The sequence below is a fragment of the Lunatimonas sp. genome, from assembly GCF_020832325.1.
Classification (GTDB): domain Bacteria; phylum Bacteroidota; class Bacteroidia; order Cytophagales; family Cyclobacteriaceae; genus Lunatimonas.
In genome coordinates this window covers 118,851-143,353 of the sequence record NZ_JAFIEU010000045.1, presented here as the reverse complement: position 1 = coordinate 143,353, position 24,503 = coordinate 118,851, and the positions used below count along the sequence as shown (strand labels likewise).

The 24,503-nt window shown below is 46.7% G+C and carries 17 protein-coding genes; 9 read left to right on the top strand and 8 right to left on the bottom strand.

Annotation, left to right across the window (positions count from 1 at the left end; genetic code table 11):
- Positions 1 to 5: 5 nt before the first annotated feature.
- The 5 genes from JJU34_RS17315 to JJU34_RS17295 are packed head-to-tail and all read right to left on the bottom strand — an operon-like array spanning position 6 to position 4,106.
- On the bottom strand, positions 6 to 623 hold the full coding sequence (locus tag JJU34_RS17315; protein ID WP_228693668.1) for an SGNH/GDSL hydrolase family protein: 618 nt from the start codon (positions 621 to 623) through the stop codon (positions 6 to 8).
- 17 nt (positions 624 to 640) lie between these two features.
- Entirely contained in the window at positions 641 to 1,687 is a 1,047-nt protein-coding gene (locus JJU34_RS17310) for an LD-carboxypeptidase (RefSeq protein ID WP_228693667.1), read from the bottom strand.
- Between the two features lie 28 nt (positions 1,688 to 1,715).
- A complete protein-coding gene (locus tag JJU34_RS17305) occupies positions 1,716 to 3,014 on the bottom strand; it encodes a D-alanyl-D-alanine carboxypeptidase (protein ID WP_228693666.1) in 1,299 nt (432 codons plus the stop codon).
- Between the two features lie 30 nt (positions 3,015 to 3,044).
- Complete coding sequence (locus tag JJU34_RS17300; RefSeq protein WP_228693665.1) at positions 3,045 to 3,428, bottom strand: DUF423 domain-containing protein; 384 nt, start codon at positions 3,426 to 3,428, stop codon at positions 3,045 to 3,047.
- A 3-nt stretch (positions 3,429 to 3,431) separates the two neighbouring features.
- Positions 3,432 to 4,106, bottom strand: coding sequence for a YggS family pyridoxal phosphate-dependent enzyme (locus JJU34_RS17295; RefSeq protein WP_228693664.1), 675 nt, complete (start codon positions 4,104 to 4,106; stop codon positions 3,432 to 3,434).
- Positions 4,107 to 4,618: 512 nt separating this feature from the next.
- Here JJU34_RS17295 and JJU34_RS17290 point away from each other — a divergent pair.
- Both JJU34_RS17290 and JJU34_RS17285 read left to right on the top strand, forming a co-directional pair.
- Positions 4,619 to 7,843, top strand: coding sequence for a SusC/RagA family TonB-linked outer membrane protein (locus tag JJU34_RS17290; RefSeq protein WP_228693663.1), 3,225 nt, complete (start codon positions 4,619 to 4,621; stop codon positions 7,841 to 7,843).
- A 17-nt stretch (positions 7,844 to 7,860) separates the two neighbouring features.
- Positions 7,861 to 9,465 (top strand): SusD/RagB family nutrient-binding outer membrane lipoprotein, encoded by a 1,605-nt coding sequence (locus tag JJU34_RS17285; protein ID WP_228693662.1) that lies wholly within the window; start codon positions 7,861 to 7,863, stop codon positions 9,463 to 9,465.
- 64 nt (positions 9,466 to 9,529) lie between these two features.
- On the opposite strand, the gene JJU34_RS17280 is transcribed toward JJU34_RS17285, so the two are convergent.
- Positions 9,530 to 11,050: a PQQ-like beta-propeller repeat protein gene (locus JJU34_RS17280; protein ID WP_228693661.1), complete on the bottom strand. Its 1,521-nt coding sequence runs from the start codon at positions 11,048 to 11,050 to the stop codon at positions 9,530 to 9,532.
- A 346-nt stretch (positions 11,051 to 11,396) separates the two neighbouring features.
- On the opposite strand from JJU34_RS17280, the gene JJU34_RS17275 reads away from it, so the two are divergent.
- The 4 genes from JJU34_RS17275 to JJU34_RS17260 all read left to right on the top strand — a co-directional run bounded on the left by JJU34_RS17275 (position 11,397) and on the right by JJU34_RS17260 (position 18,634).
- Positions 11,397 to 14,696, top strand: coding sequence for a VCBS repeat-containing protein (locus JJU34_RS17275; RefSeq protein WP_228693660.1), 3,300 nt, complete (start codon positions 11,397 to 11,399; stop codon positions 14,694 to 14,696).
- Positions 14,697 to 14,761: 65 nt separating this feature from the next.
- A complete protein-coding gene (locus JJU34_RS17270; protein WP_228693659.1) occupies positions 14,762 to 16,129 on the top strand; it encodes a TrpB-like pyridoxal phosphate-dependent enzyme in 1,368 nt (455 codons plus the stop codon).
- A 53-nt stretch (positions 16,130 to 16,182) separates the two neighbouring features.
- A complete protein-coding gene (locus JJU34_RS17265; RefSeq protein ID WP_228693658.1) occupies positions 16,183 to 17,109 on the top strand; it encodes an amidohydrolase family protein in 927 nt (308 codons plus the stop codon).
- Positions 17,110 to 17,206: 97 nt separating this feature from the next.
- Complete coding sequence (locus JJU34_RS17260) at positions 17,207 to 18,634, top strand: Gfo/Idh/MocA family oxidoreductase (protein WP_228693657.1); 1,428 nt, start codon at positions 17,207 to 17,209, stop codon at positions 18,632 to 18,634.
- Between the two features lie 12 nt (positions 18,635 to 18,646).
- On the opposite strand, the gene JJU34_RS17255 is transcribed toward JJU34_RS17260, so the two are convergent.
- Both JJU34_RS17255 and JJU34_RS17250 read right to left on the bottom strand, forming a co-directional pair.
- Complete coding sequence (locus JJU34_RS17255) at positions 18,647 to 19,378, bottom strand: succinate dehydrogenase/fumarate reductase iron-sulfur subunit (protein ID WP_228693656.1); 732 nt, start codon at positions 19,376 to 19,378, stop codon at positions 18,647 to 18,649.
- On the bottom strand, positions 19,378 to 21,300 hold the full coding sequence (locus JJU34_RS17250; protein WP_228693655.1) for a fumarate reductase/succinate dehydrogenase flavoprotein subunit: 1,923 nt from the start codon (positions 21,298 to 21,300) through the stop codon (positions 19,378 to 19,380). Before JJU34_RS17250 ends, JJU34_RS17255 begins: the two co-directional genes overlap by 1 nt.
- 263 nt (positions 21,301 to 21,563) lie before the next feature.
- Between JJU34_RS17250 and JJU34_RS17245 the strand changes: the two genes are divergently transcribed.
- From JJU34_RS17245 to JJU34_RS17235, 3 genes are all read left to right on the top strand, one after another.
- Positions 21,564 to 22,442 carry a sterol desaturase family protein gene (locus tag JJU34_RS17245; protein ID WP_228693755.1) on the top strand — a complete coding sequence of 293 codons (879 nt, stop codon included), beginning with the start codon at positions 21,564 to 21,566 and terminating at the stop codon, positions 22,440 to 22,442.
- Positions 22,443 to 22,553: 111 nt separating this feature from the next.
- Complete coding sequence (locus JJU34_RS17240) at positions 22,554 to 22,880, top strand: rhodanese-like domain-containing protein (RefSeq protein WP_228693654.1); 327 nt, start codon at positions 22,554 to 22,556, stop codon at positions 22,878 to 22,880.
- 114 nt (positions 22,881 to 22,994) lie between these two features.
- Positions 22,995 to 24,413, top strand: coding sequence for an MBL fold metallo-hydrolase (locus JJU34_RS17235; protein ID WP_228693653.1), 1,419 nt, complete (start codon positions 22,995 to 22,997; stop codon positions 24,411 to 24,413).
- Positions 24,414 to 24,503 lie beyond the last annotated feature (90 nt).

Here is a 24,503-nt window from a genome sequence, read left to right as displayed (position 1 = left end):
TTTCATTATTTTCCAAAGGTTTTTTTTACGGCACTGTACAACAAATCGGCCCACTTGGCATACATCTCCCCGCTGGGGTGTAGCTGGTCAATTGTTAGGTTTTCGGGAAGGTGCCCTTCTAGCTGATAGCCGGATGAGATGTCCACGTAGGGACAGTTTAGGAAATCTGCTACTCGGTGGTTTGTTTCATTAAAAAGCCGGATTTCCTCGGTAATCTGTTTGGACGGTCGTCGGTCGTTTTTGGCAAAGGGTGTTACTCCCCAATTCGGGATGGAGAGTACAAACACTCGGTTGGAGTTTCCATCCACTAGGTGAATGGCCTGCCTCAGTAGCTCCCCAAATTCCAAGCGGTATTCTTCTAGGGGAAGTCCCCGGTATTGGTTATTTACCCCTACCAAAACTGATACCAAGTCAAAAACCTGTTGATGTATCTGTTCTGCCTCCATTGCCTCCAGTAGTTCCTTGCTGGTCCAACCGGTTTTTGCAATAATTTTAGGGCTAGAGACGAGAATCCCGTTTTCTTGCAATTTTTGGGCCATTTGGTTTGGAAACCGTTCCCGTTCGGTGACCCCTTCGCCGATGGTGTAGGAGTCACCCAGCGCCAAATAACGAATGGTATTCATGGAGATTTATAGGTTAATCAAGATCGAAATACTGGTTCCAATAAGTTGAAAACGCCCTTATCCGCGTTCATGCTTACCCGGGCGCCCATTGGCAAAATGAACTGCTTCGGCACATGCCCTATCATTGCGCCACGGTATGCGGGGATATCTAATGGTAGAATGTAGTCATCGAAGATCTGGTCTAAGTTCAGGTTTCCATATCCGGTAGAGGGATCACAGTCTGTACACTGTCCAAATATAAATCCCCGAATCTGATCCAGTGCCCCCATTAATTTTAGCGTACTCATCATCCGGTCTACGCGATAGGGTTCCTCTCCGATATCTTCCAAAAAGAGAATCTTATTCTTAAAGTCCGCCAAATAAGGAGAGCCGGCGAGGGCGGTCAGAACGGTGAGATTGCCTCCAAAGAGGATTCCCTCGGCTTCCCCCCCACAGATGGTTTGGGTTCTGTTTTGCTTGATCACCAAGTCATCTACTTCTACGAGTTCGTTTTCATAGGTCACGAGCTCTCTGTCAAAAAACACCTTCTCAAACTGCCTGACGTTAAAACTATTCCAGCTTCCAGTTCCGTTTGGGCCGTGAAAGGTGATCAGACCGGTTTTTGCGTAGATGGCATGATGTAGTGCGGTGATGTCGCTGTATCCCAATACAGGTTTGGGGTTTTTCCGAATCGTTTCGTAATCAATTAACGGTAAGATACGAGCCGCCCCGGATCCTCCCCGGATACAGATGACGGCTTTTACTTCCGGGTCGGCAAACATCGCGTTGAGGTCCGCGGCTCTCTCGGCATCTGTTCCGGCTAAATGACCTCTGCGATTGAAAAGGTTTGCGCCTTCTTTGACCTGAAATCCAAGCCCTTCTAAGGCTTCCTTCGCAAAGGTGATCAGCATTTTTTCCGAGGTGGCAGCGGAAGGGCTTATCAGACCTACGAGATCCCCCTTGTTCAGTGAGTTGGGCAGTAGTGGGGTGGATGCCGGTGCTTTAGACTGATAGGCTCTCATACCCATAAAAGGGAGTGTCGCCCCAGTCAGCACCAGGCTTTTCAGGAAATTTCTTTTGTTCATGGCGGTGGTTTTCAACGTTTGGTTGAAGTTAAAAATTATCCCGGATATACAGCAATACTTTCTCTATTTCCCTTCGGACAATGGTGGCTTTATACGGGTAATTGTTGTTCATCAGCGCGAACGCATACAGTTTGTTGTTTCGGGTCCTTATAAAACCAGCCAGGCTATGGTTGTTACTGATGGTACCAGTCTTGGCTATCACATAGGGTGTAGGTGCATAGTAGTTGTTTTTCAGGGTGCCGGTACGACCGCCCACCGGAAACAACTGGTAGATTTCTTCATCGGGAATTATCCGATAGATTTTTTCCAATACGGCAATCAGTGAACGAGGCGTAATCAAGTTGTGGCGGGACAATCCGGATCCATCAACCCACTGAGGCTTATCGGGCAGGTCGAAAAGGTAGGTTTTCTGGATATATTCAATTGTTTTCTCCGTATTCAATTCCTTAAATACCTCGTCGGATACCTGAAGAAGCAATTGTTCTGCGATGAAATTGTCGCTCTCCAGCATCATTTCCTTGTATAAGGTGCGAGTGGGTACCCCCCGGAAAATAAAATGCTCTGTGGGGAGGGGGTCTTTAGAGGGATGGACTGTTTTGCGCCACTCGAGACTTGCCAGCGTGACAAACGTTTTTTGCGAAGTGATAAAGGGTACCTGTGCCCGCATGCCGTTGTAGGTTTTTGGATTGAAGAAAAAATCATTTGAATGCCATTCCCTGGTTACGTTACGAACATTTTTATCACTCTGGTAGATGGAAAATATGGATGGCGTCAACGTCGGGCGATTGTTCACGTTTACGGCGGTCACCAGATTTCCGAATAAAGGAAGAGGTGATTTTTCTGCTGAATAGGCGTAGTTATAGTCGTCCCATTGCCAGCCGTATCCAAAAGCCTCGTCTTTCCAGTTATGATCTGAAAAGTAGACTTCTTGGTATTTGGAGAGGAAGGAGTCGATTTTTGGTTTGGGGATGCCAGCGGCTGGATAGTACAGTGAGGGATCACCGGTACCCCAGATCAATACATCCTGACCTTTGGGCATGTATCGAAGCAGGGTAGTGCTATCCCCTAAGACCAAAAGGGAAGAAAAAAAGGTCAGTAATTTCGTGGTGGAGGCAGGGATAAAATAAAGATGGCTGTTTTTTTCAAACGCTACGGTTTGGCTGTCCAAATCGTAAAGCATAAACCCGGTCAAGTGATTGTCGAAGAAGGTGTTTTTGCCGATCAGCCCATCCAGACCCACAAGCCTTTCCCGTGGGGATTGTGCAAATACGGAACAGAATAGAAAAATGAGGCTAGCTGAAAAAAGCGCTTTCGCTTTGATTCCCATACGAATGAAACTGTTTAGTAAAGGTGTAGATTAACCGTTTAACTTGGATGCCCCGCGGGCCATCCATCCCCATCCCATAAGGAAGGCTAACCCTCCTAACGGAGTAATGGCCCCGAGCCAGGTGACTCCGGTAAGGGATAGTACGTAAAGTGAGCCGGAAAAAACAATGATTCCAACTAAAAAAAGTCTTGCTGCCCACTTCCAGTCGCTTCGTCCAGGATATTGATGGGAGAGTATCGCACAGCCCAGGATAGCCAACCCATGGTAAAACTGGTATTTCACTGCGGTTTCAAAGGTTTCAGTGCGACCGGTGCTTTCCAGTATGTCGGCTAGACCATGTGCACCGAAGGCGCCTATACCCACGCTCATAGCTCCCAGGGTTGCTGCGAGTTGAATCATCGTTTTTGTTTGCATGTCTCAGTGATAATTTCGTTCTCCAAAGATTGCACTTCCAATGCGTACCATGGTACTGCCTTCCTGCTGTGCAATGAGGTAATCTCCGCTCATGCCCATGCTTAATTCTTTTAAGGAGACATTTTCTGGAAGGCTTTCTTTGCTCAGATCATCCCTGAGGGTTCGCAGCCCAGCAAACTCTGATCGGATGATTTCCTCATTGTCTGTCAGGGTTGCCATACCCATTAGTCCTTCGATTTTTATGTTTTCCAGCTTCGGCAGGTCCGGACCCAATAATATTTCCTTCAGTTCATTCATATCCAGTCCAAATTTGGTCTCTTCCCGTGCGATATGTACTTGTAGCAGGCAGGAGATAACCCGCTGATTTTTTTGAGCTTCCTTGTTTATTTGCGTCAGCAGTTTTAAGGAGTCGACCCCATGGATTAGGTGGACAAAGGGAGCAATATACTTTACCTTGTTTCGCTGCAGGTGGCCGATCATATGCCAGCGTATATCATCGGGTAGCTGAGGGGCCTTGTCAGCCATTTCCTGCACCTTGTTTTCACCAAAGTCCCGTATGCCTGCATCGTAGGCTTCCTGTATGGCATTCACCGGTTTGGTCTTACTAACGGCTACCAATAGACAATGTTTGGACACAAATGATTGTTTCAGGTGACTTAGATTTTCCCTTATACTCATGAATAGCGGCTTCTTTTGTGTGTAAACGCAACGGCGATTTTTACCTTGATGCAAAGATATAAGTATATCCAAACTGATTCCTAAAGTTCGTCTATTTGATTACGACCGGCAGGAGGGCATAGTTACTGTCCAGTTTTCGTAGGGGGAGGTTCCGCCCGTTTTCTTTATAAACGAATCGACGATTTGATGGTGAGAATTTATATCTGTATTTCCGTTCATCAAAAAAATGAATGACAAAAAACATGAAAAAAAATCAAATTTAGCCTTTCATTTTACCTTAAATAATTCTAACTTTCAACGATAATCAAGATAAGTCTGTGTGTTAATTGTTGGTATGTAGAATAATATTTGGAAATAAGTTATTTGTTCTTGGAGGAGTGTTTTTAATTTATCCAAATGATTCAATAGTCAGTTTATTCTATTGTTCCGTTAGTGTAAAAGTTGACCAAATGTTCCGCAGGTGCGGATTCACATAGGGTAGTAGTAAAAAATTTAATCCAAAATGATCCATTATGAAAAAACGCTTACTCCTGATTTGCCTGGGCGTACTGATCTCCTTTGGAGCAGTGCTTCAGGCACAAACCGTAACCGGTAGGGTAACAGATCAGTCTGATAACAGCCCGTTGCCCGGTGTGTCGGTATTAATTAAAGGAACTTCGACGGGTACCGCCACGGATGTGGATGGTAGGTACAGTCTGAGTGTTCCTGGTGGAGAGACCGTCCTGGTATTCTCTTATTTGGGTTTTCAGACCGTAGAGCAAACGGTCGGTAACCGTACTACCATTAACTTGGTGATGCAGGAAGATGCTTCAGAGCTTTCCGAAGTGGTAGTTACTGCTTTAGGTATCGAGCGAAATGTGAAAGCCCTTCAATATTCGATTACCCAAGTGGGCGGTGAGGAGTTTACCCAAGCGAGGGAAAACAACTTGGCCAATCAATTGGCTGGTCGTGTCGCGGGTGTGAACGTGACCAACGTGGCGTCTGGTCCGGCAGGTTCTTCCCGGGTTATTATACGTGGAAACACGTCCTTGCAGGGGAATAACCAGCCGCTCTACGTCATTGACGGCGTGCCGATGGATAATACGAATTTTGGGCAAGCAACCCTTTGGGGAGGTGCAGATGGCGGTGACGGTATGACCAGTGTAAACCCAGATGATATTGAGTCCATGTCGGTACTAAAAGGTGCCAGTGCGGCAGCACTCTACGGATCCCGTGCGGCTAATGGCGTTATTTTGATTACCACCAAAAAGGGTACTTCCCGCAAGGGCATTGGTATTGAATTCAACTCCAATGCGGTTTTTGAGCGGATCAATGATCAAACTGACCTTCAGACGACGTTTGGTTCAGGGCGGTTTCAAGGTGATCAGCAGACTGGAGCTTCCGTCCGGCCAACCACAGTTAGGCAAGCGTATGACTGGGGGACTCAAGCATGGGGCGAACGATTGGGTTCCGGTAACGCCATGTATTTTGATGGCATTGAGAGACCGTATGTTCATGCGGGCGACAACTGGAAAAGATTTTACGAGACGGGTCAGGCCTTTACTAATAGCTTGTCGCTTGCCGGAGGTAGCGATACCCAAACTTTCCGGTTTAATGTTACTGACCTTCGTAGTAATTCAGTTGTGCCAAATGCCGGTTTTGACCGCATCAACATGACGCTTAGTACTTCGGGTAAATTTGGAAAAAGGCTGACATTTGATGCGAAGGTGATGTATTCCAATGAAAACACGAGAAACAGACCTCGGCTTTCCGACTCTCCTGGCAACGCATTTCAATCCATTTTTGCACTTCCGCCGAATGTAAATGTAGAGTGGGGTAAAGGTAATCCGAATCGTTTGGGTACAATCGCACCAGGAACCGACCCTGCTTTATTGAACGTATGGGGGTTTGCCGAGCAGGAAGAATACCTCATGACCAACAATCCATGGGGACAAAATCCGTATTTCTCTACTCATCAGCTATCCGTGAATGACAAACGGGATAGAATCATCACATCTGGATCCATGAGGTACAATATCACCGATCACTTATACATTTCTGGCCGAGCAGGTATGGACTGGTTTGTACGAAGGTTTTCCAGCCTGACACCTCAGGGAACCGGATACGATCGCGGTGGAAATATTTCCGAAGGTAACCGAACAGTGAGTGAGATAAACTTGGAATCTATACTCGGATACAGCCGCGAGTTCGGGAAGTTTGGCGTAAATGCCTTCGTAGGTTCTAACTGGATGCGAAGAAAGGACGAGACTATCTCTGCCAACGGGCAGCGATTTAATGTTCCGTTTTTTCATGCCATAAATAACGCAGTTGTTCGAAATTACGGTTATGGTTTTTCCGAATGGGGAATCAACTCCGTATTCGGGTCAGCAGAGTTTAGTTATAACGGTTTCTTGTTTATCACCGCAACCGCGCGACAGGACTGGTTTTCCACACTTAATCCGGCTTCCAACAGCGTGCTATACCCATCGATCGGTGGCTCTTTTGTGTTCTCCGATGCGCTGACTGAATTACCTAATTGGCTGAGTTTTGGAAAGATCCGTACCTCCTGGGCAAGGGTGGGTAACTCCACCGTAGGCCCTTATCAGACGTTGAATGTGTACTCTTTGCTAGGTGCACCAGCCGTGAACTTTGCGGGTCAGAACGTTCCCATGGCTTCGTTTGCAACTGCCCAAGGAAACGCAGGCACGATCCCTAACCCCTTCCTGGTACCGCTTCTTTCCACAGAAACGGAAATTGGATTTGATGTTCGTTTTCTCCGAAATCGTTTGGGCCTAGACTTTACCTATTACAGTCAGATGAGTACCGAAGACCAGTTGAATGCGCAGATATCGCGTACCTCAGGCTTTGGATCCACCTTGGTGAATCTGGGTCAAATGAGAAACAGAGGTGTAGAGCTGTTACTAACTGGTACTCCGATACAGAATTCCAAGTTGACTTGGGATGTTTCCCTAAACATTGCCAGAAACAGAAACCGGGTTTTATCACTGATCGAAGGCACGGAGATTCTGAATGTGGAGGAACCACGCACCCGTACTGTATTTGTCCAGCATCGGGTGGATCAACCTTTCGGCGTGCTTGCCGGATGGGTACAAAAGAGAACACCAGATGGGCAGCCGATTTTTGAACCTAACGGGGCACCCGTTCAGTCAGACCAAATGGAGGTTATAGGTAATGGGATTGCAGATTTTACGGGCGGGTTGAATAATAGTATCACGTTTAAGGGCTTTAATCTTTCGGCTTTGGTCGACTTTCGAATCGGTGGTGATATTTACTCGGGTACCAATGTGCGACTAACCCAATGGGGCCTGCATAAGCAAACCTTAGCAGGTCGTGTAGGGGAGGATCCATTGACCGTAACAGGTGTTGTTCAGGAAGGTACTAATGCTGCCGGTGAACCTGTCTACGTTCCTTTCAGTAAAACACTTACTCCTGGAGAGGCTGTCAATTACTGGCAGCGAACAGGGGACCGCGTTCAGGATTTCTTTATCTACGATGGATCTTTTGCTAAACTTAGGCAGATAACTTTCGGGTATAATTTCCCTAGAAGGATTACCGAAAAAACACCGTTCAATTCACTGGGACTTTCCTTCGTAGGACGAAATCTCTCCATTCTTTGGAAGAACATTGACAATGTGGACCCAGAGTCGGCTTATTCTTCCGGCAATGGCCAAGGCTTGGATTACTTCGGTATGCCGCAGGCCAGAACCTATGGATTTAACTTAAGAGCTACCTTCTAATTCAAACGTAAAAGATTATGAAACTAATCAATAGATTTTTCGGGTATGTTCTGTTGGCATCTATGCCTTTGGTTGGATGCGATACGCAAAACCTACACGATCTGAATATTAACCCACAAGCGGTTACTCAAATAGACTTGAACTTTATTTTCACAGCTGCTGAATTGGGCACTGCTTCTGGAGGTTCTGCGGGGGATAACCGGTACATCGACTGGAGGACCAATATCGGCATGGGGGCCTATCTCATTCAACAGCTGGCCAATGCAGGCGGTGGTATAGCTCCTGGTGACAAGTATACAGAGAATTTCGAATCAAGCAACGCTCCGTTTGAATTCTTCTATGGAGACGCTTTAAAGAACCTATCTGAAGTGCTGAGGCAAACCGGTCCTGGCGGATACGACGAGGGAAATAAAGTCAATATGCGCAATGCTGCACGGATTTTACGGGTGTTTAACTTTCATAGACTGACAGATTTTTACGGAAATATTCCGTATTTCGAGGCGCTTCAGGGAATGGACGGTGTTTTCTTTCCGAAGTATGACAAGCAATCAGATATTTATCCTGCATTGTTGAAAGAACTTGAGGAAGCCTCCGCTGCATTAAGTACCTCTAATCCCAATGAGGGTTTTTCCAATGCGGACATCATCTTTAATGGGGACATTGCCAAGTGGAAGAAATTTGGCTATTCTTTGATGCTGCGCCTTGCGATGAGGGCCTCCAATGTGGCGCCTCAATTGGCCGCAGAGTATGTGACCAAAGCTGTAGCAGGGGGAGTGATGATGACCAACTCGGACAATGCGTGGGTGCCGATGTCGGAGGGTCCTAGCGTTTGGATAAACCAAAATGGGATTTCCAGAGCATTCTATCCCGGCGATGGTGGACAGCCAAGCTTCTTGAGCAAAACACTTGTGGATTGGTTGAAAGCAGGTGCTACCACAGCAGATCAAGTAGATCCCAGGTTGATGATTTTGAGTGGCGGCATTGCTCAGTGGTCAGCCAATGCATGGACTCCTACCAATACCAATCCGCTGGAGCAAAAAGGCATGCCAAATGGTTTTGATGCTGCCGGTCTCGATGAATTAGAGGGACGTGACGTGGATCAGACCGCTACCTACTCCCGCATTAATTTTTTGATGCTTCAAAGAGACGATCCGTATATGTTGATGAATGCTGCTGAATCCCATTTCTTAATGGCGGAGGCCCTGGAACGAGGAATTGGCTCGGGTATTCCCGGTACTGCGAGAGGACATTATGAAGCAGGTGTTAAAGAGGCGATGCAGATGTATACACCGTTTGACGAATCCTTGGTAGTTACCGATGCCCAAGTGGCAACGTATTTGCAACGTCACCCCTATGGTGTCGCAAAACCGGCCTTGGAAATGATCGGAGAACAGCTTTGGGTCAGCAAATTTTTTAACTGGTGGGAAGCTTGGTCTGACTGGAGAAGAACTGGCTATCCCGTACTTACCCCTACTAATCACCCGGCAAGTGTGACAGATGGAGTGATTATGCGTAAGCTTCGATACCCAGCCTATGAAGTGGCTGCTAATGCCAACTTCCAACAGGGCGCGACATTACCCGACCTATTTACCACACGTGTGTGGTGGGATGGAGGAAATTGATTTATTAATTGACCTAATAATACTAAAAGCCCCGGGTTTCTCGGGGCTTTTTTAATGAACACATTTAGAGATTTGGCCGGAATATTCCGTCACCCTTTTTCCCCATGTATGATCCCCATACAGGCTTATGTCTGATCCTTATGGGAAGGTCTATTCGCTTCATCCGCATACCCAAAAAGGAAAGTAAGTCCGAATGACTGAAGTACTGACAGTGTACCAGATCCAAAAAACCATCTCCATCCATGTCACCCAACCAGGGTGTGGAAAAGATGTTTTTCATACCCTCGGTCTGGTCTAGGGTGAAGGTTTCCTGTGTGTTAAAATCAATACCGATTAACCGGTTTGTAATAGCAAAGGCGCTCTGATCGCCGATAAAGCGATTGCAGTCAAATTCATTTACACTGAGAATGACTTCTTCACGCCCGTCCCTGTTTAGGTCAATGGCTACCGGTGAGGAGAATCCGGTGCACCCTATCGACGATTTGTACGAAATGTCACCATTTTTACCATCCAACATTATCTGTATGGACCCGGTGTTTTCCGGCCAAATGCCTTCGCTCACAAAGGTGAAGAAGTCAGGCACATCGTCATCTGTAAAGTAACCTACTGCAAAGCTATTGCTACACTCGGTATGGGAAATGTGTTGTGTCCAGATCGTTTCTCGGCTTTTGCCGTCTATCGCAAATACACGGCTTCCATGTGAAATAGCGATGATATCCATAAAGCCATCTTGGTTTACGTCGGCGATTGCAGGTGGCGCGATAAACCCGTGTCCTGTATCAGTAGCAATTCGTTCAGCGTTAGAAAGATTATTTTCCATCAGGTCAGATAGGGACACTAAGAACAGCGATCCGTCCAAGGTTTCCCCGCCGGTTCCAAACACGACAGTCGGATTGGACTCCCATGGCTGTTGAAATGCCAGGGGAGTCATGTAAGATTCCTGCCCGTCCGGTACGGTATCTGCCGCCAAGACTTCTCCGGTCTTGGAATCAAGCACCATAATCACCGCTGGGAAGCGGTTCTCAGTCATGTAGGGTAATGCTTCGTAGTTGCCGCCATTAGAAAGGAGTAATTCCGGGTATCCATTGCCATTTTGATCGGCGATTTGCACCGAATGGTTGAAATTAAAACGGGCATATCGAAGAATCGGGTGGTTAATGTCGGTATTTTCGTATTTCCAGATCAGCTTGCCTGTCTTTCCATCAATGGCCCGAAACTGGCAGGATCTACCTCCGATAAAAACGTCGGGAATACCATCGTCGGTAATGTCATAAAACGTGGCAGAACCATAGATCTGATCTGCCGCGGCATGCGACCATATCAGGGAACCGTCTTGCCCATTGATAGCCAATACCCCTTGCTCGGTTTCTTGGAATTCGTTTCTGCCTGCTCCAATCACAATATCTAATACACCATCTTGGGTTAGATCTACCGCCCGTGGGGATGACTGGGACCCGATGAGATGGAAATTGGCCTCCCAGAGCAGTTCACTTTGTTTTTTGCTCTGGCAGGAAATCCCAATCAACGTACAAAGAAATACGGTTAGTATTCTGATCCAGGATTGGGGATGGATGGTGTAGCTCATTGGTTTTGACATGTCAATTTGAATTGGCGAAATGGAGCACCTGGGAGTAAACGGCACGATGAAGTTACTTTTTTTAGAACTATTTTACGAAATAAATCGGTTTATTTATGGTGGGTGTTTTTGGATTTTTCCTACACGTGATTTTTAGTCGTACAGACGGGTATTTCGGTTGCGATATAGGCATTATTCCCTTAGATTTACTACGGACAGGGTTGCCATGAATAGAAAAAAGCTGGTTGGAAGTGGGGTTTTTGACGATTACAAAGGGAAAAAGCCCATAACCATGCTTCCAGATAGGAATGTAGTAGGGTAAGTAACACGCTGTTTATTAAATTGAAAGAAATCTATGAGAGTGGATAAATTACGTTGGCTGATTGGATGCATGGGGTGCTTTTTATCACTCCTTGCAAGCGGTCAGCAGCTATTTGAAAGTCAAGCGCCTCGAAGGACCGGCGTTCGATTTCAGAACAATCTGACCGAGGATAGAAAGACCAACATACTTACTTATGAGTATATGTACAATGGGGGCGGCGTGGCTGTGGGAGATGTCAACAACGACGGGTTGGATGATATTTACTTCACCGGAAACATGGTTCCCAACAAGCTGTATTTGAATCAGGGGAATTTTAAGTTTAAGGATATCACCAAAGATGCCGGCGTGGAAGGCAAGAGTGCGTGGACCACAGGAGTCACCATGGTGGATGTAAATGGAGATGGATGGTTGGATATCTACGTGTGCTATTCCGGAAAGGGAGATCCTGAGCTTCGTAGAAACCAATTATTTATCAATCAAGGAGATGGAACATTTAAAGACGAAGCCAAATCCTTTGGGTTAGACGATGTAGGCAATAGTATTCAGGCGTTGTTTTTTGACTATGACCTAGACGGAGATTTGGACATGTATCTTCTAAATCACAATACGGGAGTAATTAATGAAATAGAGTTCGATGCGAAGCGGCGTGACCGGAACCGATTTGCAGGGGATAAGTTGTTTAGAAACGATGGGGGCCGTTTTGTAGATGTCAGTCAAGAGGCCGGAATCAAGGGTAATTCCATGGGTTTTGGTCTAGGTATCGCAGTATCTGACATCACTGGAAATGGGTACCCGGATTTATATGTATCCAACGATTATCAAGAGCCAGATTACCTGTACGTAAACAACGGAGACGGAACGTTCACCGAAAGTTTGACCCTTTACCTACAGCACATTTCCTATTTTTCAATGGGATCTGATATCAGTGACATCAACAACGACGGGCTTCCGGATATTTTTACATTGGACATGCTCCCAGAGGAAAATAAGCGGCAGAAGTTATTATATGGTCCGGAAAATTACGAGCAGTATGCACTAATGGTGATGAAGGATTTTTACCACCAAAATATGCGAAATATGTTGCACCTGAATCAAGGAGGTGGTTTTTTTGCCGAAATAGGCCAATTAGCGGGCATTTCCAATACAGATTGGAGTTGGGCATCCTTGTTTGCAGACTTCGATAACGATGGCTGGAAAGATCTCTTTGTGTCAAACGGTTATTACCGGGACTATACCAATCGGGACTTTTTGAAGTACAAAGGCGATTATTATTTTGCCCAAGCTAGGGCCAAGGAACCTGCGGACACCCTACACCTGGTAACCTCAATGACTTCTACGCCTGTTTCAAATTACCTTTTTAGAAATAACGGCGATCTCACCTTTGAGAACAGGACAAAAGCTTGGGGACTTCAAGAGCCGGGGTTTTCGAATGGCGCTGCTTTTGCGGACCTAGATAACGACGGGGCCTTGGATCTGGTGGTCAATCACCTGAACGGCACAGCGGGAATCTATCGAAACCGGAACCAGGAAGTCGGACTACATAAAAATTTTCTACAATTACACCTGGAGGGAGTGGGTGGCAATCGTTTTGGTTTGGGATCCAAAATTTTTGTTTACGCGGGTGGACAAATGCAATTTTACGAGCAGCAACTTACCAGAGGATTCCAGTCTTCGGTAACCCCAAGGGTTCATTTCGGTTTGGGGGATCGCGATCGGGTGGACTCGGTGAAAGTTGTCTGGCCTAGCGGCAAGATTCAGTGGTTGCGCGATGTGCAAGCAGGGCAAGTGATATCTGTGCGGGAGAACGATGCAGCGACCTATTTGGCGGAGGACAAGACCCGTGAAGATCCGGTATTTACGCCCATTGTGCCACCGTTAAGTTATGAACACGTCGAGCCCGGGTACAACGATTTTAAGCGGCAGCCGCTACTCAACTATATGTTGTCACCGGTGGGTCCGGTTATCTCGGTGGGTGATGTAAATCGGAACGGTTTTAACGATGTCTACGTAGGAGGTGTGCAGAATACACCCGGGAGGTTGTTCTTTCAGGTTTCTACAGGGCAGTTCATCCAGTCCCAAGGCTTGGATTTGTCTGCCGACGTAGGTTCTTCGGATGCTGATGCGGTTTTTTTTGATGCCAATGGAGACGGCTGGCAGGACCTTTACGTGGTTTCTGGAGGGTACCACGATTATGAACCGGACGATCCGCGACTTCAGGATCGTTTGTATATTAATCAGGGAGGGGGCAACTACCAAAAAGCAGAGGGAGCTTTGCCGGCAATGACCACAAGTGGAAGCTGTGTGAGACCGGTGGATTTAGATGGTGACGGCCATATGGATCTCTTTGTAGGTGGAAGAGTTATTCCGGGTGAGTTCCCGGTTGCGCCCCGTTCGTATTTGTTAAAAAATGATGGGAATGGAAGGTTTCAGGATGTGACCGAAACGTATAACAAAGAGCTTGCTACGATCGGGATGGTAACTGACGCCCAATGGATCGATCTCAACGGGGATGGTTTCGAGGATTTGGTAGTGGTGGGAGAGTTTATGCCTATTCAGGTTTTTATTAATGAGCGAGGAGAAAGGCTAGAGTTAGCTACAGACCAATTTTTTGACGAGCCCATCAACGGGCTTTGGTCCAGTCTTCGGGTCGGTGATTTTGACAACGACGGAGATTTAGATCTGATAGTTGGCAACTTTGGCTTGAATTCCCAGCTAAAGGCCAGCAAGCAGGAACCGGTAAGGCTTGTTTTTGATGACTTCGATAAAAACGGTTCTATTGATCCTATTTTAACGACCTATATTCATGGGACTGCTTATCCGTTCTTGAGTAGGGATGAGCTTTTGGACCAAATGTATGGGCTTAGGAGTAAGTTTACCGATTACGAGTCGTTTTCTACAGCGAAATTATCCGATATTTTCTCTAAGGAGCAGCTGGCAAATGCCCAAACGTTGGAGGTGATCGAGTTACGTAGCATGTACTTGGAAAACCGAGAGGGGCGCTTTGTTTCCCGTCCGCTGCCACAAGAGGCACAGTTTGCTCCGGTCCATGCTATTCAAGTATTGGATTTTAACGGCGACGGTAACTTGGACCTGCTACTGGGAGGGAACCAAAATTCTATTAGGTTAAGGTACGGAGTGATTGATGCAAACTTTGGACAGCTTTTTCAAGGAGATGGCAGGGGAAATTTTCAATTCGTAGCTCAAGAAAAGGCCGGCCTGGGTTTTTTTGGAGATGTAAAATCTCTACAATTCATTAAGTTAGGCAAGCTGGATGTGCTGTTGGTTGGGATAAACAATCAAGCAGTGGAAGCATATTTGTTAAACAAACCTTGATTTCCATGAAAAAGCACTAATTTCAAGATAGAATAAGATAAACCTAGAAACATACCGCAAACTTTATGAACACACGAAAAATTTTGTTGGAGGAAAGCGAAATTCCTGAAAACTGGTACAATATCATAGCGGACATGCCGAATAAGCCGCTTCCGCCCTTACATCCGGGAACCTTGCAGCCCATTGGTCCAGATGCGTTGGCACCGCTGTTTCCAGAGGCGCTTATCAAGCAAGAGGTGACTGCCGATAAATGGGTGGCCATTCCCGACGAAGTCCGCCAAATGTACAGTATTTGGCGACCTACCCCATTGTACCGAGCCTATGGCTTGGAAAAAGCCTTGGATACACCGGCAAAAATTTATTACAAATACGAAGGTGTAAGCCCGTCGGGGTCTCACAAACCGAATACTGCGATTCCGCAGGCATATTACAATAAGCAGGAAGGCATCAAGCGGATTACTACAGAGACTGGTGCCGGTCAATGGGGAAGTGCCTTGAGTTTTGCCTGTCAGCATTTCGGGATCAAATGTGAGGTGTACATGGTCAAGCTGTCCTATCAAGATAAGCCGTACCGAAAAATGATGATGAACACCTGGGGCGCAGATGTATATCCTTCTCCTTCAGACCGAACCCAGGCCGGCAGAAATATCTTGGCAGCAAATCCAGATTCACCCGGTTCATTGGGGATAGCTATTTCGGAAGCTGTAGAGATGGCCGCTACCCGGGATGATACGAAATACGCATTGGGGTCGGTGCTGAATCATGTGAAGCTTCATCAGACCATCATTGGGCTGGAAGCCATCAAGCAGATGGAGAAGGCTGGGGATATGCCCGATATCGTCATTGCGCCGTTTGGTGGGGGCTCTAATTTTGCCGGGTTAGCCTTTCCATTCTTGCGATTAAACATGGAGGAAGGTAAAAATATTCGGTGCATCGCCAGTGAACCCGCTTCCTGTCCAAAGTTGACGCGAGGTGTTTTCCGCTATGATTTTGGAGACACCGCAGGAATGACGCCGTTGTTGCCCATGTATACGCTGGGTCATGATTTTATTCCTGCCCCTATTCATGCGGGAGGGCTCCGTTATCACGGTGCTGGTGTCATAGTCAGTCAATTGCTTAAGGATAAGCTAATTGAGGCAAAGGCCCATGATAATCTGGAGATTTTTGAAGCGGGGGTGCAATTTGCCCGTGCCGAGGGTATCATTCCAGCTCCAGAGGCCAACCACGGAATTGCTACCGCGATTGCCGAAGCTAAAAAGTGCCGGGAGGAAGGGACTTCCAAGACCATCCTGTTTAACCTGTGTGGGCATGGTAATTTTGATATGAAAGCATACGATGACTACTTTGCCGGGAAAATAAAGCAGCACGAGCTGACCCAAGCGGAGATTGATACGTCGATTGCCCGATTAAACACCCCATTGATTCCGGCTTAAAGCTGTTTCAGCCTTGGACTGATAAAAGGGTCCAAGGCTTTTTTCTATCACAGATGAACAGAAGAGATTTTCTAACAAGCGTTTCAATAATGGGTGCAGGCATGACGGCTGTATCCGGTATTCCGGCTTGGTCAAAGGTTATTGAGAACAGGATTCCTATCGTTGATACACACCTGCATTTGTGGGACAGGTCTGCAATGGATTATCCTTGGTTAAGCGGGGTGTTGGATCGTGATTTTTTTCCAAAGGATTTCCAAGAAGCCTCGAAGTCACTGCCGGTTTCCAAAATGGTGTTTGTAGAATGTGGACGCCGTCCGGAGCAATACCTCACAGAGGTGGACTGGGTAATTTCCCAGGCAAAGCAGGATCCTCGGATTCGAGGAATGGTTGCGTATTTTCCACTTGAAAGAGGTTTGGAGGCTGAAAAGGAGATGGAGCAGCTGGTTAGTCGGGGCATTGTAAAAGGTATCCGCAGAGGCGTCTCTGAGGAATTGCTAGAGAGTACGGATTTTTTGCAGGGAGTGAAATTAATGGGTATCCATGGCCTTAGCTACGACTTGAATATCACTCCCCCGCTGATGGGGCCAGCCTTGGATTTCGTCCGTCGGTTTCCACAACTCACTTTTGTGCTCAATCACATCGCAAACCCGGATATAAAGGGTGGGGCACAGTTTGACCACTGGAAGCGCTATATGTCTCACTTTGGGAAATTGGATCACGTAGTATGTAAGGTATCGGGGTTGATTACGAAAGCTGACCCTCAGAGTTGGACCTCAGAGGATCTTAAGCCGTATATGGAGCAGGTGTTTGCTGCATTTGATGCTGAAAGATTGGTTTTTGGTGGAGATTGGCCGGTCGTGCTTCGTGCAGGGTCCTATATGCAGTGGGCGGAGGTGTTTTTTGAGTATACCGATCAATTAAGCGATGAAGAAAAAGCAGATATATTTCACCGCAATGCTGAGAGGATCTACCGAATTTGAGGTAGCTAGGATTCTCTAATTTTAGAAAAATGCCTTATATTCGAGCGTAAGGTAAGAGCAATGTAGAAGGAATGGCCTAAGATAAAAAAATACACCAATGAAAAGCCCCCAAAAGAACAACAAACAACCCTCTGAAAGACGCGATTTTATTAAAAAGGCGGCAGTTGCTGCTACTGGATTTTACATTGTACCTCGATTTGTACTTGGAGGCAGTGGATATACTGCGCCCAGTGACAAGGTGAACATCGGTATCATCGGTGCAGGGGGCAAGGGTCGCCAAAATGCGGAGGACCTGATGAAGTTGGACGATGTTCAGCTTACAGCCATCGCTGACCCGGGAAATTACTGGGATTTGGCAGATTTTTACTACCGTTCTATCGCGGGCAGGGGGCCTGTGAAAAGGCGAATAGAGCAATTTTACGAAGACAAGACGACAAATTACCACGTGGCCGAGTACCTGGATTTTCGACGCATGTTGGAGCGGGAGTCTGGATTAGACGCCGTATGTTGTTCCACTCCTGACAATACCCACGCATACATCACCTACCTGTCTATGAAAGCCAATAAACATGTGTATTGTGAAAAGCCCCTAACCCACAATATTTGGGAGGCACGTATGATCAAAAAGCTAACCGAGGAGACTGGCTTGGCTACACAAATGGGCAATGTGGGGCACAGCACCGATGGCATTCGAGAGACCGTGGAGTTTATTCGGGCAGGGGTGATCGGAGAGGTACGGGATGTACACGCTTGGGTGCCGGCTACCCGCTGGATTCCCGAAGTTAAGGGGATGCCAACCACCAGTACCCGCAAGCCTGATGGTTTCGATTGGGACCTCTGGCTAGGACCTACCCCGCATAAGGCATTTCACCATTGGTATTCACCGGTGACATGGAGGGATTTCTGGGACTTTGGATGTGGAGCGTTGGGGGATTTTGGTTGCCACGACATGGACGCCGCTACCTGGGCACTGGAATTGGGTTACCCCGAAACCGTGGAGGTGTTTCCGGCTGGCTTCAGCAACGAAGATATTACGCCCTATGGGGAGATAGGTTATTATTCCTTTGGAGCCAAAGGCAAGAGGTCACCTGTGAAGCTTACGTGGTATTCCGGTGGTGTGCGACCGCCATTGCACCCGGCACTGCCGGCGGGCTATCAGTGGACCTCTAGGGGCACTCTCTTTATCGGAGATAAGGGAATCATTGTAAACGAGGGAGGCAACCGGGCGCCAAAAGTTTTCCCGGAGACGTTGGCCAAGTCAATAAAGGTTCCAGCTCAAACCATCCCTCGTTCGAACGGCCACTTCAGAGATTGGGTAGATGCCATCAAGGGTGGTCCGAAGGCCAGTGCCAATTTCGAATACGGAGCGCATTTGACTGAAATAACGCTATTGGGAGTCCTTTCCCTTCGTATGAAAGGAGAAAAAATCTACTGGGATGCGGAAAACCTAAAAGCAAAGGGTCTTCCCGATGCCGATAAATATATCCAAGAACCAGTACGCTCAGGTTGGGAAATGGGATCCTAACGTACTACTCCCTTATCTCTTCCAGAAGGCTTTGTTCATTTCGGCGATATGGCTGATAGAGATGCTTTGCGGACATTCCACTTCGCAGGCCCCTGTGTTGGAGCATGCGCCGAATCCCAGTTCGTCCATTTTTTCAACCATCCTGTTGGTCCTCTCCCGGTGTTCGGGTTGCCCTTGGGGGAGTTTGCCCAAATGCACGATTTTTGCGGCAGTAAATAAGGCTGCGGACGCGTTTTTACAACTGGCCACACATGCACCGCAACCTATGCATGCAGCTGCATCAAATGCTTCCTCTACTGTTTCGCTAGGTATCAGCATGCTGTTTGCTTCTGGAGCCTGTCCGGTACGAACCGAGATATAGCCTCCCGCTTGTATGATTTTGTCAAATGCCGACCGATCCACGCGGAGGTCTTTTTTTATAGGGAAACTGCTGGCCCTAAACGGTTCGACAAAGATGGTGTCACCGTGTTTGAATGAACGCATGTGAAGTGTGCAGGTGGTTGTATTGGATAGTGGTCCATGCGCCCTTCCGTTTATGACAAAACCACAATGTCCGCATATACCCTCCCGGCAATCGTGATCAAAAGCCACCGGATCCTCACCCTTAATAATCAGTGCTTCATTCAGTTGATCCAGCATTTCTAGAAATGAAGTATCCGGAGAAATTTCGTAAACCAAATAGTCCACAAAGCGCCCCGATGCTTCGGGGGACTCTTGTCTCCATATTTTCAATAGAAAATCCATTATTTATAACTTCTTTCGGTAGGTTTCACAAATTCAAAATGCAGAGGCTCTTTTAATAAGATGGAATCCACACCTGCATGTTGCCAACAGGATATGAAACTGTAATCAGCATCGTTCCGCATAGCTTCTCCTTCCGATGTTTGGAACTCTTCTCGGAAGTGTGCACCGCAGGATTCATCCCTCGTGAGCGCATCCTTACACATTTGAATCCCTATTTCGAAATAGTCGGCTACCCGTCCTGCTTTTTCCAGTTCGTCGTTCATTCTGCCCGGTGTCCCCGGAATTTTCACCTCCCTATAGAAAGACTCTTTCAATTCGGTAATTTTGGAAATGGCATCCCGGAGTCCTTCTGCGGTCCGACTCAACCCACATCGGTCGTATAGTATTTTACCGAGTTGTCGGTGAAAATGGTCAACCGTTTTATTTCCGTTTACAGCACAAAGTTGTTCCAGATGGGTGGAAACCTCATTGGCTGCATCTTGGAATGCGGGATGTGAAATGTCCGTTCTAGCGGTACGGTCTAATCCTGCCAAGTAGTTTGGTAGAGTATAGGGTAGGATGTAGTATCCGTCTACGCATGCCTGCAAAAGTGAATTGGCCCCCAGTCTATTTGCTCCGTGGTCTGAAAAATTGGCTTCTCCGATGGCATAAAGCCCAGGGATGCTCGTGCTGAGTTCGTAGTCCACCCATAGTCCGCCCATAGAAAAATGAGCAGCAGGAGAGATGAGCATGGGTTCTGTATAGGCATTTACACCGGTAATTTTTTCGTACATGTCAAAGAGGTTACCGTATTTTTTTCGGATGGCCTCTATGCCCTGTTGTTTGATGGCGTCCTTGAAATCGAGGTATACAGCATTTTTCATAGGGCCTACTCCGTGGCCTGCATCGATCTGCTCCTTAGCGGCCCGCGATGAGATATCTCTAGGAGCCAAGTTACCAAACGAGGGGTATTTTCGTTCCAAATAATAGTCCCGTTCTTCTTCTGGGATATCGATTGCTTTCCGTTTGTCATTTTTGCCTTTGGGAACCCAAATTCTACCATCATTTCGCAGCGATTCGGACATGAGTGTGAGCTTGGATTGGTGATCTCCCGACTGGGGTAAGCAGGTGGGGTGTATCTGGGTCCAACTGGGGCACGCGGTAAGAGCTCCTTTTTTATGTGCCCGCCAGATTGCAGATCCGTTACAACCCATGGCTAGGGTGGACAGGTAAAAAATCTTGCCAAATCCGCCGGTAGCCAGAACGACCGCATCTGCTGCATGTTGGGTGACTTGACCGGTGTCCATGTTTCTCGCAATAATGCCTTTAGCGATTCCCTCTATGACAACCAAATCCAGCATTTCGTGACGGGTATGGCTAGTTACTTTTCCCAAAGACACCTGACGCATAAGTGCTTGATAGGCGCCCAACAAAAGCTGCTGGCCTGTTTGCCCGCGGGCATAAAAGGTCCTGTTAACCTGCACGCCTCCAAAGGAGCGGTTGTTCAGATATCCTCCGTATTCACGCGCAAAAGGCACACCCTGTGCAACGGCTTGGTCGATAAGATGGGCAGAGCATTCGGCTAAACGGTACACATTGGCTTCTCTTGATCGAAAATCACCACCCTTCAGGGTGTCATAAAACATGCGGTATACACTGTCTCCGTCGTTTTGATAGTTTTTTGCAGCATTGACGCCACCTTGGGCAGCCACGGAGTGGGCACGCCTTGGTGAGTCATGGAAACAGAAAGTGGTCACCTTGAACCCCATCTCTGCTAGGGAAGCTGCTGCGGAAGACCCGGCTAACCCGGTGCCTACCACAATGACATGGTATTTAGAGCGGTTGTTTGGGCTTACCAGCTTGGCGCTTTGTTTGAAATTGGACCATTTTTTGTCCAAGGGGCCTGCGGGTATTTTTGCGTCTGGAACCTGACTTATGAGCATCGGAAATTTATATTACTAGAAGGCCTAATGAGTTAAGGAACTTTTTCTGCCATAGGTTAATTATTTACTGAAATAAATACGTCGTTCATCCAGTGTAACGTAAGTATAGGGAAAAAGGCGCATTGTTTCAACCCATACCTAATAAAATTGGCGCCAATCGGGTTGAATTGTGTACAGGAGACCAAGCAGCGTAAACCGTCACCTGACGGGCGTAAAAAACAATCAATAAGGATTTGGCAGACATCAATAAATATTTGGCAGACATCAATAAATATTTGGAAATCGCCGGAAATGCCTATTATGGCTATGCCGATTACCTTCTCAGCGAGATCATGTACCCCTCTTGGAAAAATTACTTTTGGTGGCTCGTGGGGTTGTCGTTGTTGGTTTGGTTGGCCGAGATAATTTTTCCATGGCGACAGGGACAGGCCCGAATCCGAAAGGATTTCTGGCTGGATGTGTTTTACATGTTTTTTAATTTCTTTCTTTTTTCGCTCATTGTCTACAATGCGGTTTCCAATGTGGCAGTCGAGGCATTTAATGATTTGTTGGCCTGGTTTGGTGTGGAAAATTTGGTTGCTATCGAAATTGGAAGCTGGCCCAGATGGGCACAGATGATGGTGTTATTCGTGGTAGCCGATTTTATTCAGTGGAATGTGCACCGCATGCTGCACAGAATTCCGGCCTTATGGGAATACCACAAGTTGCATCATTCGGTGGAAGAGATGGGATTTGCGGCCCACCTTCGATTCCATTGGATGGAAACCATTATCTATAAGAGTGTTCAATATATTCCCTTGGCGATGATCGGCTTTGGACTGGACGATTTTTTTCTGGTGTATTTATTTACCATCGCCATCGGACATCTAAATCATGCCAATCTAAAAATTACGTATGGGCCTCTGAAGTATATCCTTAATACGCCTACCATGCATATCTGGCATCACGCAAAGCATCTGCCAGAGGGAAAATTTGGCGTGAATTATGGCCTTACCCTAAGTGTGTGGGATTATCTGTTTGGGACAGCCTATATTCCGAAGGAGGGAAGGGATGAGCCATTGGGGTTTGAAGGAATGGAATCCTACCCTAAAAATTTTTGGAGACAGATAAGTTACCCTTTTTCTGGCAGAAAAAAGGATTAGTCCATTCTCGTCACTCAGAGGTGTTTTTTATTGGCTGCGGTATGTGATAAAAATTACTTTTTTTGGCTAGTGCACCCGCTACTTTTGTGCTATCAATAAAACAAAAAAGCTATGTTTAGTTTATTCGGAAGCAGAACAAAAAAGTATCAAGATATAGGAGCGGAAGCGTTTAAGAAAGGAATGTCTTCACCAAACGCAGTGCTGATCGATGTGAGAAGTCCTGGAGAGTTTGCCGCAGAGAAAATTAAGGGAGCGAGAAATATCGATTTGTTTTCGCCCTCCTTTCAGCAGCAGGTGGCCAACCTGCCAAAGGACAAGGAATACTACCTATACTGTAGGAGTGGAAACCGCAGTGGTCAGGCATGCGGCGTGATGGCAAATATGGGATTCGAGAAATTATACAACCTCGAGGGAGGAATTATCAGCTGGCCTTACTAATTTATCTCTGTCAGGATTTGGCTATGTGATATAAGTCATTTAAAAATTTACTGACAACTCCTAACATTGAAAAAGAATTTTAACATTTAATCATTAACCCCTTACGTGATAACCATGAGGATAGAGCAGATTTATACCGGATGTTTGGCCCAAGGTGCCTACTATATTGAATCAAACGGAGAAGCCGCAATTGTTGATCCTTTGCGTGAAGTACAACCCTACATTGACAGGGCTAAGCAGGATGGAGCGAAAATAAAATACATTTTTGAGACCCACTTTCACGCCGATTTCGTATCAGGGCACAAAGATTTGGCAGCCAAGACCGGTGCACAGATTGTGTTTGGTCCTACCTCCATGCCCCTAGGCTTTGACGCAGTCGTAGGCGAAGATGGGCAAGAATTTGAAGTAGGAAACATAAAGGTCAGGCTAATTCATACACCAGGTCATACGATGGAAAGCTCTGTGTTTCTGTTGATTGATGAGGAAGGTAAGGAACAAGCATTGTTTACCGGGGATACCTTGTTTATCGGAGATGTGGGTAGACCGGATTTGGCGCAGAAAGTAATTGCTGATCTGACACAGGATAAGTTAGCCGGACATCTATACGAATCACTCAGAAATAAGATCATGCCACTTTCAGATCACCTGATCGTATACCCGGCACATGGTGCGGGTAGTGCTTGTGGTAAAAATATGAGTAAGGAAACGACCGATACCCTGGGCAATCAAAAGAAGACCAACTACGCGCTTCAGGAGATGACCAAAGAGGAATTTATTAAGGAGGTAACAACAGGCCTTACCCCTCCACCAGCCTATTTTCCTCAAAATGTCATGATGAATATCCAAGGCTATGACAGCATCGATGAGGTATTGGATAGGGGGCAGCGTGCATTGACTCCCAGAGAGTTTGAAGCTGCGGCCAACGAAACCGGCGCGGTAATACTAGATACCAGAAAGCCGGAGGATTTTGCGGCTGCATTTATACCAAATTCTATTAATATAGGGATCGACGGAAATTTTGCTCCTTGGGTGGGCACTCTCATTCCAGATGTTCGTCAGGAAATTTTGGTGGTAGCGGAAGCAGGAAAGGAAGAGGAAGTAATCACCAGGCTAGCCCGGGTGGGTTATGACCATGCATTAGGATTTCTAAAAGGAGGGATTACTGCTTGGCAGTCAGATGGATTTGAAGTGGATACGATTCATACTGTTACCGTGGAAGAACTAGCCGGTTTGATGTCCCAAGGAGAGGTAGCACTATTGGATGTCCGAAAAAATAGTGAGCACCTTAGTGAACACGTGATTGGCGCAGAAAATATACCATTGGATTATATCAATCAGCACATGTCAGAAGTGAAGCAAGACAAAACGTACTATGTACACTGTGCAGGTGGGTACCGTTCGATGATCTTTAACTCTATTTTGAGGGCCAGGGGCTATGATAATCTGGTGGATGTTCAAGGTGGATTTGACGCCCTGAAGGCATCCGGTAAGTTCAACGTGAGCGACTACGTTTGTCCCACCACGCTATTGTGATTTAGGTTAGGTTGATTGGTGTTGTTAAAGGTGGCAGAACTAGGTTTTCTGCCACTTTTGCTATAAACGCCGATGGGTTGTGACGAAAGT